The sequence below is a fragment of the Flavobacterium sp. 83 genome (assembly GCF_000744835.1).
Taxonomy (GTDB): Bacteria; Bacteroidota; Bacteroidia; order Flavobacteriales; family Flavobacteriaceae; genus Flavobacterium.
In genome coordinates this window covers 1646542-1663702 of sequence record NZ_JQMS01000001.1, presented here as the reverse complement: position 1 = coordinate 1663702, position 17161 = coordinate 1646542, and the positions used below count along the sequence as shown (strand labels likewise).

The 17161-nt window shown below is 34.4% G+C and carries 17 protein-coding genes and 2 tRNA genes; 12 read left to right on the top strand and 7 right to left on the bottom strand.

What is annotated here, in order from left to right; all coding sequences use genetic code 11:
• Positions 1 to 56: 56 nt before the first annotated feature.
• The 5 genes from T410_RS07315 to purT all read left to right on the top strand — a co-directional run bounded on the left by T410_RS07315 (position 57) and on the right by purT (position 5169).
• A complete protein-coding gene (locus T410_RS07315; RefSeq protein ID WP_035670022.1) occupies positions 57 to 557 on the top strand; it encodes a hypothetical protein in 501 nt (166 codons plus the stop codon).
• Complete coding sequence (locus T410_RS07310; RefSeq protein WP_035670019.1) at positions 554 to 1336, top strand: DUF1828 domain-containing protein; 783 nt, start codon at positions 554 to 556, stop codon at positions 1334 to 1336. Before T410_RS07315 ends, T410_RS07310 begins: the two co-directional genes overlap by 4 nt.
• Before the next feature lie 96 nt (positions 1337 to 1432).
• The gene (locus T410_RS07305; RefSeq protein WP_035670017.1) at positions 1433 to 1789 is read left to right on the top strand and encodes a VOC family protein; all 357 of its coding nucleotides are present in this window, start codon (positions 1433 to 1435) and stop codon (positions 1787 to 1789) included.
• A gap of 154 nt (positions 1790 to 1943) precedes the next feature.
• Positions 1944 to 3812: a U32 family peptidase gene (locus T410_RS07300; protein ID WP_035670015.1), complete on the top strand. Its 1869-nt coding sequence runs from the start codon at positions 1944 to 1946 to the stop codon at positions 3810 to 3812.
• Positions 3813 to 4008: 196 nt separating this feature from the next.
• Positions 4009 to 5169: a formate-dependent phosphoribosylglycinamide formyltransferase gene (gene purT / locus T410_RS07295; RefSeq protein ID WP_035670014.1), complete on the top strand. Its 1161-nt coding sequence runs from the start codon at positions 4009 to 4011 to the stop codon at positions 5167 to 5169.
• A gap of 106 nt (positions 5170 to 5275) precedes the next feature.
• Here the strand turns inward: purT and T410_RS07290 are convergent, their stop codons facing one another.
• Positions 5276 to 6139: an AraC family transcriptional regulator gene (locus tag T410_RS07290; RefSeq protein ID WP_035670012.1), complete on the bottom strand. Its 864-nt coding sequence runs from the start codon at positions 6137 to 6139 to the stop codon at positions 5276 to 5278.
• Positions 6140 to 6231: 92 nt separating this feature from the next.
• Here T410_RS07290 and T410_RS07285 point away from each other — a divergent pair, with 92 nt between their 5' ends.
• From T410_RS07285 to T410_RS07275, 3 genes are all read left to right on the top strand, one after another.
• On the top strand, positions 6232 to 6594 hold the full coding sequence (locus T410_RS07285; protein ID WP_035670009.1) for a DUF983 domain-containing protein: 363 nt from the start codon (positions 6232 to 6234) through the stop codon (positions 6592 to 6594).
• A gap of 258 nt (positions 6595 to 6852) precedes the next feature.
• A complete protein-coding gene (fabD, locus tag T410_RS07280; RefSeq protein WP_035670007.1) occupies positions 6853 to 7728 on the top strand; it encodes an ACP S-malonyltransferase in 876 nt (291 codons plus the stop codon).
• Between the two features lie 110 nt (positions 7729 to 7838).
• Positions 7839 to 8090, top strand: a complete 252-nt coding sequence (locus T410_RS07275; RefSeq protein WP_035674238.1) for a hypothetical protein — start codon at positions 7839 to 7841, stop codon at positions 8088 to 8090.
• Positions 8091 to 8141: 51 nt separating this feature from the next.
• Here the strand turns inward: T410_RS07275 and galE are convergent, their stop codons facing one another.
• Together galE and T410_RS07265 are read right to left on the bottom strand one after the other, a co-directional pair.
• Entirely contained in the window at positions 8142 to 9155 is a 1014-nt protein-coding gene (galE, locus tag T410_RS07270) for a UDP-glucose 4-epimerase GalE (protein WP_035670005.1), read from the bottom strand.
• A gap of 79 nt (positions 9156 to 9234) precedes the next feature.
• Complete coding sequence (locus tag T410_RS07265; RefSeq protein ID WP_035670003.1) at positions 9235 to 10365, bottom strand: DegT/DnrJ/EryC1/StrS aminotransferase family protein; 1131 nt, start codon at positions 10363 to 10365, stop codon at positions 9235 to 9237.
• Between the two features lie 220 nt (positions 10366 to 10585).
• Between T410_RS07265 and T410_RS07260 the strand changes: the two genes are divergently transcribed.
• A complete protein-coding gene (locus T410_RS07260) occupies positions 10586 to 11830 on the top strand; it encodes a 3-deoxy-D-manno-octulosonic acid transferase (RefSeq protein ID WP_035670001.1) in 1245 nt (414 codons plus the stop codon).
• Between the two features lie 297 nt (positions 11831 to 12127).
• Entirely contained in the window at positions 12128 to 12352 is a 225-nt protein-coding gene (locus T410_RS07255; protein WP_035669999.1) for a hypothetical protein, read from the top strand.
• 157 nt (positions 12353 to 12509) lie between these two features.
• On the opposite strand, the gene T410_RS07250 is transcribed toward T410_RS07255, so the two are convergent.
• From T410_RS07250 to mutS, 4 genes are all read right to left on the bottom strand, one after another.
• Positions 12510 to 12860 carry a hypothetical protein gene (locus tag T410_RS07250; protein ID WP_035669997.1) on the bottom strand — a complete coding sequence of 117 codons (351 nt, stop codon included), beginning with the start codon at positions 12858 to 12860 and terminating at the stop codon, positions 12510 to 12512.
• A 136-nt stretch (positions 12861 to 12996) separates the two neighbouring features.
• Positions 12997 to 13082 (bottom strand) — tRNA-Leu (locus tag T410_RS07245).
• Between the two features lie 12 nt (positions 13083 to 13094).
• Positions 13095 to 13170: transfer RNA gene (locus tag T410_RS07240), tRNA-Gly, on the bottom strand.
• A 148-nt stretch (positions 13171 to 13318) separates the two neighbouring features.
• The gene (mutS, locus tag T410_RS07235; RefSeq protein WP_035669994.1) at positions 13319 to 15925 is read right to left on the bottom strand and encodes a DNA mismatch repair protein MutS; all 2607 of its coding nucleotides are present in this window, start codon (positions 15923 to 15925) and stop codon (positions 13319 to 13321) included.
• 160 nt (positions 15926 to 16085) lie between these two features.
• Between mutS and T410_RS07230 the strand changes: the two genes are divergently transcribed.
• Entirely contained in the window at positions 16086 to 16544 is a 459-nt protein-coding gene (locus T410_RS07230; protein WP_035669992.1) for a DUF1573 domain-containing protein, read from the top strand.
• A gap of 76 nt (positions 16545 to 16620) precedes the next feature.
• Positions 16621 to 17157, top strand: coding sequence for an RNA methyltransferase (locus tag T410_RS07225; RefSeq protein ID WP_035669990.1), 537 nt, complete (start codon positions 16621 to 16623; stop codon positions 17155 to 17157).
• Positions 17158 to 17161 lie beyond the last annotated feature (4 nt).

Below are 17161 nucleotides of genomic sequence, written 5' to 3'. Positions count from 1 at the left end.
TATTAATTGTATATATTAGCTCAAGAAATGAATCATTCTAAAAAATATTTTAAAAAATGTTTACAAACCAAGAAGCTGAATATTTATTAAATCTAGAAAAAGTTTTAGTAAACCCTTATCAAACTATTGATTTAAAAAACAAAAAGAATAGAATTGAATTAATTTCTAATCAAGATTCCGATTACGCCTTTTGGATTGAAATAACTACAAATCAAAAAATAATCCTTAAAACCTCAATTCATCATTTAGAGAGCAATTCACATATTGGTCTTCTTAGAATTGATTTTAAAGGAGGACATCATAATCCTGAAAATATTAATGATACATTACCCGAATTTTTAAAACCATATGCTGATAAATGGTTTCTACCGAGCGAACCACATATGCATATTTACGTCGAAGGTTATAAACCTCTAGCTTGGGCTATTCCATTGACAGAAATTGATTTCCCAATTAAAGAAATTAATCAATCATCAGATTTGTCGGATTTAATATTTAACTTTGCTAGAAGGATAAATTTAAAATCCATAATAAATATACAACACGCACTACTTTGAATTGGGTAAACACATCTGTCGACAATTATTATAATTGGTTAAGAGAAAAAACTTTTATCCAAAAAGACCTTACTACGGATTGGTTTTTAATAAATACACCTTTTATTGGTGCATTTAACGATACAATTGAAATTTATGCTCAAAAAAATGGTTCTCAATTAAAATTGAGTGATAATGGAGAAACAATATCTAATTTAGAAATTCAAGGATTACAAATCCAAGGATCAAAAAGAAGAAAATCATTATTAGATTCAATATTAATTAATTACGGTGTAAAAATTGATAATGACGAATTGGTAATTGAAACTAATATTGATAAATTTTCACAATCGAAACATAATTTTCTTTCAGCAATAATTGAGATAAATGACTTATATGTTTTATCAAACCATAATGTTGCATCAATATTTAAAGAAGATGTTCGAAATTATTTAGATTCCCAGAATATTATATTTACACCTGATTTTATTTCGAAAGGTTCGACTGGGTTAGAATTTAATTTTGATTTTCAAATTGCTCAAAGAGAGAAAGAAATAGTAATTAAATCTTTCAATACTATTAACAAATCCAACTTGCCTACATTTTTATTCTCTTGGGATGATATTAAACCTGTTCGAGAAAAAATCACAAAAAAAAATGTAACTGCTATTGCTATAATCAATGATATTGATAAAGAAGTTAAAACAGAATTTTTAGATGCCCTTAAATCTAAAAATGCTAACTTCATTCTTTGGTCTGAAAAAGATTCTGTTGAAAATAAAAAATTACTTGTTGCATAATCTAAATCCCGATAGTATAGCAACTCTTTCCGCACCTTTAAACAACAGCAACAGAAAAATAACCAAATTAATATCAATAATCAAACCCAAACCACCATGCTCACCGCCATCAACCCAAAATTACCCATGCGCAACAAAGCGATTACACGGGATTTCTATGTGAACCAATTGGGTTTTCAGGAATGGGGAAATGCCGACTTTGACGGGTATTTGATGGTGCAAAAAGACAGCATTGAAATTCATTTTTTTGAGTTTGCTACCCTTGATCCTACTGAAAATTATGGCCAAATTTACATTCGGGTGCAGGGTATTGAAAGCGTTTATAGCAACTTCTTGAACAACGGCGTTGCCATTCATCCCAACGGCCCTTTGGAAATTAAACCTTGGGGACAAAAAGAATTTTCTATCCTCGATCCAGACAACAACTTACTTACTTTTGGGGAAAGTTTGTAACTAAATCAGTGACAAACCGTGCAATGGAATTATTTCTAAAAAAATCGAGTGCTGAATTAGAAATCTTGGATAATTTATAGGAACTTTGTGGACTTTTTTAGGCGAAAGCCCAAAATCCTAAAGTTTTAGAAATTAATAATTTATCATCAACTCGATGAAGAAAAAAATAGAGATACTTGCTCCTGCTAAAGATTTAATTCATGGAATGGCAGCCATCAATAGCGGTGCCGATGCCGTTTATATTGGAGCACCACAATTTGGAGCCCGTTCTAACGCTACAAATTCTATCGAAGACGTAGCCGCATTAGTAAAATACGCACATTTATTCCATGCCCAGGTTTTTGTGGTTATCAACACCATTTTGTACGATAACGAACTCGAAACCTGCCGTCAGATGATTTGGAAATTGTACGACATTAAGGTTGATGCGCTAATTGTTCAAGACATGGCAATCATGGAAATGGACTTGCCACCAATCGTTTTACACGCCAGTACTCAAGCGAACAACCGCGATGCTGACAAAATTAAATTTTTGAAAGATGCAGGAATGAAACGTGTGGTTTTGGCCCGCGAATTGAATCTGCACCAAATCAAAGAAATAAGTTCCGCTTCGGATGTAGAGTTGGAGTTTTTTGTGACTGGTGCCTTGTGCGTTTCTTTCAGCGGAAACTGCTACATGAGCGTTGCCAATGGAGAACGTAGCGCCAACCGCGGTTCTTGTGCACAAAACTGTCGCTTGCCGTACAACTTAATCGACGGTCACGGTGAGACTTTAATCAAAAACAGCCACTTACTTTCTATAAAAGATTTTGACGTGTCTGACCAGATTCCCAATCTTATTGAAGCCGGAGTTTGCTCTTTTAAAATCGAAGGCCGATTGAAAGATATTGTCTACGTAAAAAATAATGTTTCGTACCTGAGACAAAAACTGGATGCTTTCCTCGAAGAAAATGATAGTTATGCCAAAGCTTCTTCAGGAAAATGCACCTTTACATTTGATGCGGCATTGAACAAAAGTTTCAACCGCGGCTATACTGATTATTTTGTAAATGAAAGACACCAATCCATTGGTTCTTGGGAAAGTCCAAAATCCAAAGGGCAATACATTGGTAAACTCATCAAAACTATTGGTGGCGCTTATGAAATCGAAAACGGAGAATTGTTAAACAATGGCGACGGACTGTGTTACATTAACGAAAATAATGAAGCTGATGGAATTTATGTCAACAAAGTCGAAAATGGCTTGGCATATCCAAACGTACTCAAAGAACTAAAAGCAGGAACTTTCATTTACCGCAATAATGATGCTGCTTTCATTAAAATAGTGGAGCGCGAGGACAGTGCCATTCGAAAAATTAGCACTACTTTATTGCTGACCGAAAACGAAAATGGTTTCGAATTGATTGCTACCGATGAAGATGATTATGTGAGTACCGTAAACTTGGTTCACGCCAAAGAGCAGACAAAAAACAACGAATCTATTGCTGAAAACATCAAAATACAATTGGCCAAAACAGGTTTCACACCCTACACCGCCGATGAAATAAACATACTATTTTCGCAAAACTGGTTTCTTCCTATTTCTAAAATCAACGAAATGCGAAGAACGGTTTACGAACAATTATCGGAAATTCGTCTCGCCAATTACAAATGCGAAGAACACCAAATAGTTAAAACATCGCATCCATATCCGGAAACCAAACTGGATTTCATGTACAATGTATCCAATAAACTGGCGCGAAAATTCTACGAACGTCACGGCGTTACCGAAATTGAAAAAGCATTCGAATTGCAATGGGACCCTGGAAAATCACGCGTGATGACCACCAAATATTGCATTAAATACGAATTAGAAAGATGCCCAAAATACCATCGTGAAAACATGGATCAAAAACTCAAAGAACCATTAGTCTTAAAACAAGGAGAACTGGAATACAAACTGAAATTCAATTGTAAACCTTGCGAAATGGAAATTTGGGAGAAAGACGCTGAATTCGAAATCGAAGAAGACCACGTTCACTAAAACACTAATATATTTTTTCAACCATTAAGAAATTAAGCGAAATGAAACTTAATTTCTTAATGGTTTTTTATTTGCTTAAAATGAATGGCAATCTTCATTTTTAAAACCTGCTATTGAACACAAAATAACTGGCACTTTTGCAGTCATAAAAAAGCAATTCAGTATTTTTACATTCCAATTAAGATCACAAAAAAAAATGAAAATACTACTGCTCGGCTCTGGTGAATTAGGAAAAGAATTTGTAATCGCGGCACAACGCATCGGGCAAACCGTAATTGCGGTTGACAGTTACGAAAATGCGCCTGCTATGCAAGTTGCCCATGATTTTGAAGTCATCAATATGCTTGACGGAGATGCGTTAGATAAAATCGTCGCCAAACACAAACCAGATTTCATCGTTCCAGAAATTGAAGCCATACGCACCGAGCGTTTTTATGATTACGAGAAGCAAGGAATCACTGTAGTTCCTTCTGCGAAAGCGGCAAACTTCACCATGAATAGAAAAGCGATTCGTGATTTAGCTTCTAAAGAATTAGGTTTAAAAACCGCAAACTACCGTTACGCAACAACTGCCGAGGAATTGCAAAAAGGAGTTGAAGCAGTAGGAATGCCCTGCGTGGTAAAACCCTTAATGTCTTCGTCTGGAAAAGGACAATCAACCATAAAAACCGAAGCCGATATTGAAAGAGCATGGAATTATGCTGTGGAAGGTTCCCGTGGCGATGTGGTAGAAGTAATTGTAGAAGCATTTGTCAAATTTAATTCGGAGATTACTTTATTGACTGTGGTTCAAAACAACAATCCCACTTTGTTTTGTGCCCCAATAGGTCATAGACAAGAACGCGGCGATTATCAGGAAAGCTGGCAACCCGCCAGAATTTCCGACAAGGATTTATACGAAGCGCAAGACATGGCCGAAAAAGTAACCGAAGCTTTAGGCGGTGCAGGACTTTTTGGAGTCGAATTTTTCCTGGCTGATGATGGGGTTTATTTCTCGGAATTATCGCCCCGTCCTCACGATACTGGAATGGTAACACTGGCAGGAACACAAAACTTCAACGAATTCGAATTGCATTTACGTGCTATTTTGAGTTTGCCTATTTTCGAAATTACATTAGAAAAAGCCGGAGCGAGCGCTGTAATTTTAGCTTCTGAAAATTCAAATAATCCAACGTACTCTGGTATAGAAAAAATTGCTGCTTTACCAAAAACTGATTTCAGGATTTTTGGAAAACCAACTTCTCGTCCGTACAGAAGAATGGGCGTTGCACTTGTCAATGATACTTTAGAAACACCAATTGAAGAAGTAGTAGAAAAAGCAAAAAATGCAGCAAGTTTGGTTATCGTACATTCGTAATTTAATATCGATGGTGTTGTCAAGTCGAGCGCAGTCGAGACTCAACGGTTAATCTCGACTGCGCTCGACTTGACAAACGTCTTAAGGAAACGGCATTGATTCCCCATTACTTTTTAAAAATGCGGAATGCCGTCGGAGTCATTCCATTATGTTTCTTAAACAATCTTGTAAAATACGAATAATCTTCATAACCCAATTCCGTTGCAATTTCATTGACAGTAAACTTTCTATCCATCAACATGCGTTTGGCTTCGAGTATGATTCTGCCTATAATTACCTCAGTGGTGGTTTTTTGCAGTATTTCATTGCAAATTCGGTTCAAGTGTTTTAGCGTAATATTGAGTTGAGCTGCATAAAAAGAAGGCGCTTTTTCCTTTTTAAAATTATTTTCTAAAACCAATTCAAATGTTTTGATTTTCACATTATACGAATGGACTTCGTGGAGATGTGTTTCATTATATTTTCTGGCAATTTCAATGTGAATAATGTCTAACAGATTCATGATTTTATCTTGCTTCAACAATTGATTTGCCTGAGTTTCTATAATTAGAGTTTCAAAATAAGGAAAAATCGCTTTCGACTCGAATACATCAAAAACTATTTCAGGCTTATTGTCTACCGAAGAATAAAACGGATAATCCCCAATGGTTTTTTGCCCAAAATAAAGATTATATATTTCCTGCGAATAAAAAATTACGAAGCCTTCTACATCATCAGATAAATCCCAATGGTGTATTTGTCCGGGTTGCAGGAAAAACATACTTCCAGGTTGAATGGCAAAAACATCAAAATCAATTTCATGCATTCCCGAACCTTTGGTAAAAAAAACCAGAACATACGAATTATGCCGGTGTGGCTCTTCAACAAAACTATGGTCGACTAAATGATTTTTGAATGTATTAATATACAAATCACTATTCACGGAAGTACAGTTAAACCGCTGAATGTTATATATAGGGTATTTTTTCATAATCAAAAAATGTCTTTATTGTGCTATAATAAGCGAATATAAAAAACATATACCACATGAATAAGAAATACCTTTGATAAAAATAATTGACCATGTCAAACGCTATTGTTCATATCCTCAATAATGATTGCCCTCATTGTGAAAAAGGCAAAGTTTTCAATGAAAAAAGTATATTTTTCAATTTTGGATTTCCCAAAATGAACGAATATTGCTCCCATTGTCACTATAAATTCGAAAAAGAACCTGGCTATTTCTTTGGAGCCATGTACGTAAACTACGGTTTGACAGTAGCTCAGGCAATTGCAACCTATGTTATTGCCCAATTTTTCTTCACCGAAACTTTTGATTTAAGAATCATTCCTATTATTGCCGTTGTCATTGTTTTCATGGCTTCTTTCAACATTCGCCTTTCCAGATTATTATGGATTTATATGTTTAAAAATTATTCTTTATAGAAAAACTGTTCCTCGTTTAACAATTACAAATGCGAACTTGATTAGAACCGTAAAAGTGCTAAAATAGCCCCGATAAAGCCGGTATCCTCGTAGCATAGCGAAGAGATAAAGGCGAAAGCGGGACAGTTCGTGATTAAAAAACAGAAAAAGAGCTGCTCCTAAAAGTCATTCCAATAAATCCCAAAAAAGTAGTATTTTTGCAATTCGATTGAAACTAATTTTTCAATCTTTACATTTTTCAATCTTTAAATTAAAAAAATGAAAGCATACGTATTTCCAGGTCAGGGTGCGCAATTTACAGGAATGGGCAAAGACTTATATGAAAACTCCTCATTAGCAAAGGAATTATTCGAAAAAGCTAATGACATTTTAGGCTTCCGCATTACAGACATCATGTTTGAAGGAACCGCTGAAGAGTTGAAAGAAACCAAAGTTACACAACCGGCAGTTTTCTTGCATTCAGTGATTTTAGCAAAAACGCTTGGTCAAGATTTCAAACCAGAAATGGTTGCTGGACATTCATTAGGTGAATTTTCAGCATTAGTGGCCAATGGCGCTTTGTCTTTTGAAGATGGATTAAAATTAGTTTCACAACGTGCTTTGGCGATGCAAAAAGCCTGCGAAATAAAACCTTCAACGATGGCAGCGGTTTTAGGATTAGCTGACAATATTGTGGAAGATGTTTGCGCTTCTATTGATGGAATCGTAGTAGCCGCAAATTATAACTGCCCAGGACAATTAGTAATTTCAGGAGAAACATCGGCAGTAGAAAAAGCTTGTGAAGCAATGAAAGCCGCAGGTGCAAAACGTGCTTTATTGCTACCCGTTGGCGGTGCTTTTCACTCTCCAATGATGGAACCGGCAAGAGAAGAATTGGCAGCTGCTATTGAAGCAACTACGTTTTCAGCTCCTATTTGCCCAGTGTACCAAAATGTAACCGCAAGTGCTGTTTCTGATGCTGACGAAATCAAGAAAAACTTAATCATACAATTGACTGCTCCTGTAAAATGGACACAATCTGTACAACAAATGATAAAAGACGGTGCTACTTTGTTTACCGAAGTAGGTCCAGGAAAAGTATTAGCAGGATTAATTGGAAAAATTGACAAAGAAGCTGTTACAGCTAATGCCTAATTAGTTTACTAAATTTATAATACTATCCTCATAAATTAAATTTTGTGAGGATTTTTTTTATCTTTATAGGATGAGTTCAATCAATTATTAATTTTTTTAAAATGAAAAAAATGAAAAAGGCACTTTTAGGATTAGCATTTGTTGCAACTTTAATGACTTCTTGTAAAAAAGAAACAAAAGACGAAGTACACGAAGCAACAGAAGCAGTAGGGAATGAAATGGATGAAGCTATAGATACAGCAGCAGTAAAAGTTAATGCTGCAGCAGATTCTACAAAAGTTAAAGCAGGAGAAGTTCTTGAAAAAGGAGCTAAAAAAATGGATGAAGCCGCTGAAAAACTAAAAGAAGCAGGAAAAAAATAATCCAAAAAAAGAAGTAAGCCATCTCAAAACATAATTTGAGACGGCTTTTTTTTATTTTCTAATTTTCTGCTCCCATTTCCAGGCACTAGCCATCGCTTCTTCAAGCGTGGATTGCGCTTTCCATCCCAGAATTGTATTCGCTTTATCAGTATTAGCGTAAGCCGAAGTAATATCTCCCTCTCTACGACCTACAATTTTATAAGGCAGTTTTTTACCGCTTACTTTTTCGAAAGTATGAATAACTTCTAAAACGGAGCTTCCAGTTCCAGTTCCAAGATTGAAAGTTTCTACTTTTGCTGTGTTTTTTTTATTTAACAAGCGTTGTAAAGCAATAACATGAGCTTTTGCCAAATCGACTACGTGAATATAATCCCGTACTGCTGTACCATCAGGAGTGGGATAATCATCACCGTAAACTGATAATTCAGTTCGCAATCCAAAACCCGTCTGAGTGATAAATGGTACTAAATTTTGTGGAACTCCAATAGGTAATTCTCCTATTTCAGTCGAAGGATGCGCTCCAATGGGATTAAAATAGCGCAACAGAATCGCATTAATATTGGTTACTTTGACAGTATCCGTTATAATTTCCTCTCCTATTTGTTTGGTGTTACCATAAGGCGACATAGCCGTTTGAATAGAAGCATCCTCAGTAATTGGCATTTTTTCGGCTTGACCATATACTGTACATGATGAACTGAAAATAAAACTAGCTTCTGTTTTTTGTTGTAATTCCTGTAGCAGATAAACCAAAGTATTGATATTATTTTCATAATATAATAATGGATCTTCAACGCTTTCGCCAACTGCTTTTGAAGCCGCAAAGTGTATTACTCCTGAAATATCGTGATGCCTTTTAAAAAAATTCTGCACTTTTTCTTTTTCGCGCAAATCCAACTTTTCAAAAGCAGGAACTTTTCCCGTGATATTCTGAATTCCGTCTAATACGCTCAATGATGTATTAGAGAGATTATCTACAATTACTACTTCAAAACCTTCGTTTTGCAATTCAACAACGGTATGAGAACCAATAAAACCTAAACCTCCTGTTACAAGTATTTTCATAGCTTATCTATTGTTATAAATGCGATTTTATCACATCTCAATTCATAAAAAAGACGCAATAAATTGCGTCTCTGTATTATTATTTTAAAAACTCTAAAACACTTTCCGTAATGAATTTTATTTGCTCATCATCCAATTCAGTGTGCATTGGTAAAGAAAGTACCTCTTTCACCAACTGATTGGTTACCGGAAAATCTTCTTCTTTATAACGCGAATCCAAATATGCTTTTTGCGAATGCAACGGAATTGGGTAATAAATAGCACAAGGAATTCCTTTATCTAATAAATGTTGCATTAAACCATTTCTATCAGCATCAATAATTCGTAATGTATACTGATGAAAAACATGGCAATCACAAATATCGCAAATGCTTGGTGCAATAATATTCTTATGCCCTTCAAAAGCCGCAGAATATTTTCTGGCAGCATCTTGTCTTGCTTTGCTATATTGATCTAATAAAGGCAATTTAGCATTTAAAACTGCCGCCTGAATGCTATCTAAACGTGAATTTACACCTACTACATCATGATGATAGCGCTCGTACATTCCGTGATTAACAATTCCGCGAAGTTTGTGAGCTAAAGCATCATCATTGGTAAAAATAGCTCCACCGTCTCCGTAACATCCCAGATTTTTAGAAGGAAAAAATGAAGTTGCTCCTACATGTCCAATTGTACCGGCTTTCTTTTTTGTTCCATCCGAAAATTTACAATTGGCTCCAATAGCTTGTGCATTATCTTCAATAACATATAAATTATACTCCTTAGCAATAGCCATAATTGCTTCCATATTAGCAGCACGGCCAAATAAATGTACCGGTACAATCGCTTTTGTTTTTGGCGTAATCGCTTTTTTAATTCCTTCGATAGAAATATTCATATTATACATATCCACATCAACTAAAACGGGTGTTAATTGCAGTAAAGCAATCACTTCCACTGTCGCTGCAAAAGTAAAATCGGCAGTAATAACCTCATCACCCGGTTTTAAACCCAATCCCATCATGGCAATTTGCAAGGCATCAGTTCCATTTGCACATGGAATTACATGCTTTACATCAAGATATTCTTCTAAAGACTTTTGAAATTGATGAACTTGAGGTCCGTTGATATAAGTATTTGTGTCTAAAACTTCCTGAATAGAGGTATTTACGACGGCTGCAATTTTATCATATTGACTTTTAAGGTCAACCATTTGGATTTTTTTCATTGAAATTTATATTTAAAGTTCAAAAGTTTAGGGTTTCTAAAAAACACAGACACTTTCTTAAACCGAACAACAAAAATAGTTATTTAATGAGTTTAAAGCAATGAAACCCTCATTAAAAAATAGCATCGAGATAACCACAGAAATCACAAGCAAAATTTAAATATTTCTTTCGGAAGAAATTAATATAAAGAAACCGTATTTTAGCCCCAAAATTTCATTGATGCTTTTTATTTATAATTTTATTGTTCGAATTGCTGGTTTTATATTAAAAATCGTGGCCCTTTTTATCCCAAAAATTAAACTTTTTGTGGAGGGTCGTAAAGTCGTTTTCCCCATATTGGAACAAAAAATAAAACCTTCTGACAAAACGATTTGGTTTCATGCTGCCTCATTAGGTGAATATGAACAAGGTTTACCTGTGATTGAAAAAATCAAAGAAAAATTTCCCCAACATAAAATCGTTGTCACTTTTTTTTCACCTTCGGGTTATGAAGTACGCAAAAACAATATTGTTGCGGATGTCACGGTTTATTTGCCATTGGACACTAAAAAAAATGCACAGGAGTTTTTAAAACTTGTCCATCCTGATTTAGTATTTTTTATTAAATATGAATATTGGCTGAATTACTTAAGCGAACTTAAAAAACAAAACACACCTACTTATTTAATTTCGGGAATACTAAGAGAAAAACAAATGTTTTTTAAATGGTATGGAGGTTTTTATAGAAAAGCGCTAGATACATTCACTTACTTTTTCGTACAAAATGAAAACTCCAAAAAGCTATTGTTACAATTAGGCAAAACAAATGTAGCTGTTTCTGGCGACACACGTTTTGACAGGGTTGTCGCTATTTTAGAAAAAGACAATACTTTGGATTTTATTGCTGCTTTTAAAAACAACACACTTACTATTGTGATTGGCAGTTCTTGGCCGAAAGATGAAAATTTATTAGTTGACTTTATAAATTCAAATAATTACAATGTCAAATTTATAATTGCACCACACAATATAAAAAACGAACAAATTCAACAACTAAAAAATAGCATTACTAAAAAAACTATACTTTTTTCTGAAAAAGGAAACGAGAATTTAGCGGACTATGATGTTTTAATCATCAATACTATTGGTATTCTGACCAAAATATACAGCTATGCAGATATTGCATATGTGGGCGGAGGGTTTGGCAATCCCGGTGTACATAATATTCTAGAACCAGCCACTTTTGGCATCCCAATAATAATAGGACCAAACTACTCTCATTTTGCTGAAGCAACTGCATTAGTAAATTTAGAAGGATGCGTTTCCGTTTCCAATAAAAAAGAACTCAATGCTGCTTTTACAAACTTAATTCAAAACGAGGTAGAACGACAGGAAAGAGGCCATATTTGCGACACTTTTGTACAAATGAATGAAGGCGCCACAAATGTAATTATGAATACTATTTCAAATTTTGAAATACATTAATATTTTAGAATTAAACAAAAGAGTCTTCATTTAATCGTGAGATTTATTCTTAATTTAGAATAAGCAAAGAATAATAAATTAAGCAAAATGCGTTAAGCAAAATTTTGCAAGAGTCGCATTTATCAAATAAGAACGAAAATAATTCATAAAATTGTCGTTCTGGCACAATAATTGGTACGAATGAGAGTGTTGTCAAAAAATATTATTTTTTAAAAAAAAAATAAAAAAATATTTTACATATTAAAAAATTTATATCTTTGCCACGAATTAATAATTAACCTTTTATAATAAAGTAAGATGAAAAAAGTATTTTTAAGTTTAGCTGTTGTTGCTGTTTTAACTGTTGTATCATGTAAAAAAGCTGAAGCTCCTGCTGAAGACGCTGCTGCTGTAGTTGATTCTGCTGCTGTTGTTGTTGATTCTGCTGCTGCTGTAGTTGATTCTGCTGCTGTTGTTGTTGATTCTGCTGCTGCTGTTGCTACTGAAGCTGCTGCAACTGCTACTGAAGCTGCAAAAAAATAATTAGAATTTAAATTCTAAAAATTTTAAAGCCATCCGCTAAGCGAGATGGCTTTTTTAGTTACTTATATCACTTGTTTAAAAAACTGATATAATACAAAAAGAGAGAGCCGTGTTTATTAACACGGCTCTCTCTTTTTTAAACACTATTCACAATAAACTACCAATCATCGAAAACGAATTGATCAACTGAAAAATCCAATATTTCTGCTTTTGAAGCATATAAAACAATTTCTTTTACCCCCTTCTCCAGCATTAATGCTGTAGTATATTTTCTGCTTGTTGCAAAATGACTCCCTCGAAACATTAGTTTAAAAAAAAACTTCCCACCAGATGTCTTAAACTTTAAAAAGTCAGCCGATACAATATCTTCCTTTAACTTTTCAATATCTTCCTGACACTCAAAATTGAGTTCATAACTTAAGCTTGTAAAAATAATTTTCCCCTTCCTAGAAGTGAAAACAAATTTATACTCATCATTAAATCTTTTACTAATAACAAAAGCTCCCATGAAATTGTAGATTTTAAATTGCAGACTTCATATTCTAAACACGGAGCTTAGAATTCACTTTTATAAAATTTATTTCTTAGCAGTTACAAATTCTTATAAAATAAAAAAGCTCCAAACATAGTTTGAAGCTTTTTAGTACTCAGAGCGGGACTTGAACCCGCACGAACATTGCTGTTCACTGGATTTTAAGTCCAGCGTGTCTACCAATTTCACCATCCGAGCATTATGTGGTGTTGGAGCGAAAAACGGGGCTCGAACCCGCGACCTCGACCTTGGCAAGGTCGCGCTCTACCAACTGAGCTATTTTCGCATTTTCAATTTTTTAAAAGAACCGCTATACTTGTTGTGTATTGCGGATGCAAATTTAGGACATTTATTGAATTAAACAAGTCTTTTTTATAAAAAAAACAGAGATAAAAGTTAACTTTCTGATAACGTAAACTTTAAAACAAAAAAAATTATTTTCTAGTCAACATTCTCTTAATTTCATTAAGTTTCATCAAAGCTTCCATAGGCGTAATGGTATTTATATCTAAGTTTATGATCTCTTCTTTTATTTCCTCCAATAAAGGATCGTCCAGATTGAAAAAGCTCATTTGCATTTCGTCTTTTGCAGCTTTGATTCCGTTCAACGCATCACTAGAATGATTCTTTTCTAATTTCTTTAAAAGTTTTTGCGCTTTCAAAATTACGATTTGAGGCATTCCAGCCATTTTAGCTACATGTATTCCAAAACTATGCGCACTTCCCCCTTTTACTAATTTTCGAATAAAAAGCACGGTATCTTTCAATTCTTTGACAGCAACATTGTAATTTTGAATTCTAGGCAATGATTCACTCATCTCATTCAACTCATGATAATGCGTTGCAAATAATGTTTTGGGCTTTGAAGGATGCTCATGTAAAAACTCAGCAATTGCCCAAGCTATTGAAATCCCATCATAGGTACTCGTTCCTCTCCCAATTTCATCTAATAACACCAAACTTCTATCAGAAATATTATTCAAGATAGAAGCTGTCTCATTCATTTCGACCATAAAAGTAGATTCTCCCATCGAAATATTATCGCTTGCTCCTACTCTGGTAAATATTTTATCTACAACCCCCATTCTCACGCTTTCTGCAGGAACAAAACTACCCATTTGAGACAAGAGTACAATCAAAGCCGTTTGGCGTAAAATAGCGGACTTCCCGGACATATTCGGTCCAGTTATCATAATCAATTGCTGTGTTTCTCTATCCAAGAAAACATCATTGGCAATATAAGGCACTCCAACAGGCAATTGTTTTTCTATAACAGGATGCCTTCCGTTTTTAATTTCCAGTTCGAATGATTCGTCGAGTTCTGGACAAACATATTTATTTTCGATAGCCAATTGCGTGAAAGAACACAAACAATCCAATTGCGCCACCAAATTTGCATTCATTTGAACGGGTTTGATATATGTGGCAATCCAACTCACCAATTGCTCGAACAACTCTACTTCTATTTTATGAATTTTCTCTTCGGCACCCAGGATTTTAGTTTCGTATTCTTTTAATTCTTCAGTAATATAACGCTCCGCATTAACCAAAGTTTGTTTTCGAATCCATTCGGTCGGGACTTTATCTTTATGCGTGTTTCGCACTTCAATGTAATACCCAAAAACATTGTTGAACGAAATTTTCAAGGAGGAAATTCCCGTACTTTCGGATTCTCTTTTCTCTATTCCTTCCAAGAATTCTTTTCCAGAAGTCGATATGGCTCGCAAATCATCTAATTCTGCATTAATTCCTTTAGCAATCGCATTTCCTTTGGCAATAGCAACCGGAGCATCTTGATTTAATACAGTTTTGATTTTTTCGCGCAATAATTCACAACTGTGCAAACTGTCACCAATTACTTTTACTGCCTCTTGCGAACTTTCTAACGCCAAGTTTTTTATTGGAATAATCGCATCTAATGATTCTTTCAAGTAAACTACTTCACGAGGCGAAACTTTTCCAGCGGCAATTTTCGAAATCAAACGTTCCAAGTCTGAAATTTGTTTGATTTGATTTTGAATGTTTTTCAAAACATCCTGATTCTCTTTTAAGTAAGAAACAACCTGATGACGTCGTTGTATTTTGACACTATCTTTCAAAGGAAGTGCTAACCATCGTTTCAACAATCGCCCACCCATTGGTGAAAGCGTTTTATCAATAACATCAAGAAGCGTAACTGCATTGGGATTATAACTGTGATATAATTCCAGATTTCGAATGGTAAAACGATCCATCCAAACGTAAGCATCTTCTGCAATACGCTGAATAGCAGTTATATGCTGCACTTTGTTATGCTGTGTTTCGGATAAATAATATAAAATTGCTCCCGAAGCAATAATCCCTTCTTTCAATTCTTCGATTCCAAATCCTTTCAAAGAAATGGTTTGAAAATGCTTAGTTAAGGTTTCGAATGCATAATCTTCCTTGTAAATCCAATCTTCCAAGTAAAAACTATGGTACTCATCACCAAAAATTTCTCGGAAATCATTTTTATTATTTTTTGGAATTAAAACTTCGCTAGGATTGAAATTCTGCAATAATTTATCAATATATTCTGCATTTCCTTGTGCTGTAAGGAACTCCCCGGTAGAAACATCCAAAAATGAAATTCCTATTGATTTATTAGCAAAAAAAACAGCCGCTAAAAAATTATTCGTTTTAGATTGCAAAACCTCATCATTCATAGAAACCCCAGGAGTAACGAGTTCCGTAACGCCGCGTTTCACTATGGTTTTGGTCATTTTTGGATCTTCAAGCTGATCACAAATCGCCACTCGAAGTCCCGCTTTGACTAATTTTGGTAAATACGTATTTATAGAATGATGCGGAAAACCTGCCAATGCGGTCTCCGTTTCTGACCCCGCTCCCCTTTTGGTTAACGTTATCCCAAGTATTTTTGAAGCACGAACGGCATCCTCTCCAAAAGTTTCATAAAAATCCCCTACTCTAAACAATAAGCACGCATCCGGATATTTCCTTTTGATCTCATTGTATTGCTTCATTAAAGGCGTTTCTTTAACCGTTTTCTCTTTAGATGCCAAGTTATTTTATATTTAAAAAATGAAAAAAAATGTGTCAGCGAATTTAAATATTTTAATGTGAATAAGTAGCACTTCAAAAATTTAATTTTTTTAAGGAAAAATTAAGTTATTGGCATGATTTTTTCTCTAAATTTGTTTTACTAATTTAAAAAACAAGAAAATGAAAAAAATAGTTACACTAGCGTTATTATTAGTATTAGGAGTTACTGCTTCTAATGCACAAGAAACATCAAAAGTTACAAAAAAAGCAAAAACTATAGCTGCTAAAGTTTCTACTCCAAAAGTAAATGGTGCCGGAATGGTATTTGTAACTGAAGTTATTGATTATGGAACAATTGCTCACAATGCTGATGGTAAACGTGAATTTGTTTTCACTAACAATGGTAACAAACCATTAATTATCACAAATACTCAAGGTTCATGTGGATGTACTGTTCCTACTACTCCAAAAGAACCAATTGCTCCAGGAGCAAAAGGTATTATTGGTGTTAAATATGCTACTGACAGAGTTGGTGCATTTACAAAAACTGTAACTGTAACTTCAAATGCTGAAGGGCAACCAACTAAAGTACTTACAATAAAAGGAACTGTTTTACCAGATGAGGCATCAAAAAGCTAAATTCTAAATTAATTATAACAAAAAAGCTTCCCCTAAATTAGGGAAGCTTTTTTTATTGACATAAACCCAAAAAAATATGAGAAAACTGGAAAACAGCGAACTCGAAAGAAAATCTATTGAAGCATTTAAACAATCCGAAAAAACACCGCTTATTTTAGTTTTGGATGACATTAGAAGTTTACACAATATAGGTTCTGTTTTTAGAACTGCCGATGCATTTTTGATAGAAAAAATATATTTGTGCGGCATAACTGCAACGCCACCAAACAAAGAAATTCATAAAACGGCACTTGGCGCTACTGAAACCGTGGCTTGGGAACATAATGACAATGTTCTTGAAGTTATTAATAAATTAAAAGAAGAAAACGTTACCACACTTGCTATTGAACAAGTGGAAAGCGCTGTTTTTCTTCAAGATTTTAAAGTTAAAAAAAACAAGAAATACGCTTTAGTTTTTGGAAATGAAGTTTACGGGGTTTCTCAAGAAGCAGTCGCTTTATGTGATGGTTGTATTGAAATTCCGCAATTAGGAACCAAACATTCTTTAAACATCTCCGTTAGTGCTGGGATTGTAGCTTGGGATTTGTTCCAAAAATTGAATTGGCCAAAATAAAAAA